General features: G+C 66.9%; 2 protein-coding genes and 1 pseudogene. 1 reads left to right on the plus strand and 2 read right to left on the minus strand.

Annotated features, from left to right (window positions below; all coding sequences use genetic code 11):
- Position 1: 1 nt before the first annotated feature.
- Together AB0E98_RS33780 and AB0E98_RS33785 are read right to left on the minus strand one after the other, a co-directional pair.
- The gene (locus AB0E98_RS33780; protein ID WP_031184691.1) at positions 2 to 190 is read right to left on the minus strand and encodes a DUF397 domain-containing protein; all 189 of its coding nucleotides are present in this window, start codon (positions 188 to 190) and stop codon (positions 2 to 4) included.
- Positions 183 to 938 (minus strand): helix-turn-helix transcriptional regulator, encoded by a 756-nt coding sequence (locus AB0E98_RS33785; protein ID WP_051908938.1) that lies wholly within the window; start codon positions 936 to 938, stop codon positions 183 to 185. Before AB0E98_RS33785 ends, AB0E98_RS33780 begins: the two co-directional genes overlap by 8 nt.
- A gap of 126 nt (positions 939 to 1,064) precedes the next feature.
- Between AB0E98_RS33785 and AB0E98_RS33790 the strand changes: the two are divergent.
- Positions 1,065 to 1,267, plus strand: a pseudogene (locus AB0E98_RS33790) (hypothetical protein); the annotation flags it as partial.

Raw genomic sequence — 1,267 nt, forward strand, 5'->3', positions numbered from 1 at the left:
CTCAGGCCCCGGGCCGCACTGCGGCGATGAACGCCGACCAGGCCGGGGCGGAGAGGCGGAGTTCGGGGCCGGCCGGGGCGGTCTTGGAGTCACGGATGTGGATGGCCCCGACCGCGGCGGCGACCTCAACACAGTCGCCGCCCTCGTCATCGCTGTAGCTCGACTTGCGCCAGTTCAGCTGGTCACTCATCGCGATCCACCATCCGCTCGATGAAACGGGCCGACTCAGCGGGACTGAGAGCCTGCGTGCGGATCATGCTAAGACGCTCGGTGACACGGTTGACAACCCCGGGATCGGCCGACAGCTCGCTGGCGAACTGCCCCTCGGCGAAGGCGAAACGCTCGTGTCCCCGGGTTTCGAGCAACACCATCGGACCCAGCAGCGCCGCCGGAACGCCGGACTCGAACGGAAGGACCTGCAAGGCAACATTGCGCAGCCGCGAGACCTCCAGCAGACGGCGCAGTTGTTCGGCGTCCACCAGCGGGCTGCGCAGCGCTGCCTCGTAGATGACGAAGCTCAAACCGACGGGTGGCTTGCGCCTGGTGAGAATCTCCTGCCGTTCCAGGCGGGCGTCGATCCGCTGTTCCACGACCTCTTCGTCCAGGGGCGGGTAACGGTTCTCAATGAGAGTCCGCGCGTATCTCTCCGTTTGCAGCAGACCAGAAATCAGCGTCGCCTCATACGACCAGCGGCTGATCGCTTCCTTCTCCCGTTCCATGAACTCCTGAGCGCGCGCCGGGAACTTCTCTCTGCTCAGATAGTCCTTGGCCGCACTCAGCAACCCGTCGGCACGGCACAACTCATCGGCCACGTCGAGGACTCGCGGCGTGGGCATCCGTACGCCCTGCTCCATCGACTTGATCGTGTCCGGGGAGTAGTTGGCCGCCTCGGCCAGTTGCTCCCTGGTCACGTTGGCCCTGGTGCGCCAGCGTTTCATCTGGTTGCCGCTGTAGCGCCAGGCGACGGGTGGTTGGGACACAGTGCACACCTCCGACCGATACACCCCGGCGTGTATCCCCTCAGTCGCTACCGAGCGTAGCCGCTCGGACGGCACCGTGTGACCATGACGGAAACACCGCACCGCCCTTCCTGGGTCCCGGCCGCCGGGCACCAACTGCGCCTCGCCGGCGTGCACTTCGACGCCGTACGGGTCGACGGCATCCGTGGCGAACTGGTCGCCGACTGGCTCGTCGAGGCCACGGACGACGACGCGGGGCCCATCGTGTGCGAGGGGAGCGGGGGACGGTGGGTGTACTTCCTGCTGGC

This window comes from Streptomyces sp. NPDC037389, assembly GCF_040636475.1.
Taxonomy (GTDB): domain Bacteria; phylum Actinomycetota; class Actinomycetes; order Streptomycetales; family Streptomycetaceae; genus Streptomyces; species Streptomyces hesseae.

Bases quoted from the DNA above. Each gene is read 5' to 3' on its own strand.
- AB0E98_RS33785 (WP_051908938.1), bottom strand. From the start codon at position 938: ATGAAACGCTGGCGCACCAGGGCCAACGTGACCAGGGAGCAACTGGCC.
- AB0E98_RS33780 (WP_031184691.1), bottom strand. From the start codon at position 190: ATGAGTGACCAGCTGAACTGGCGCAAGTCGAGCTACAGCGATGACGAG.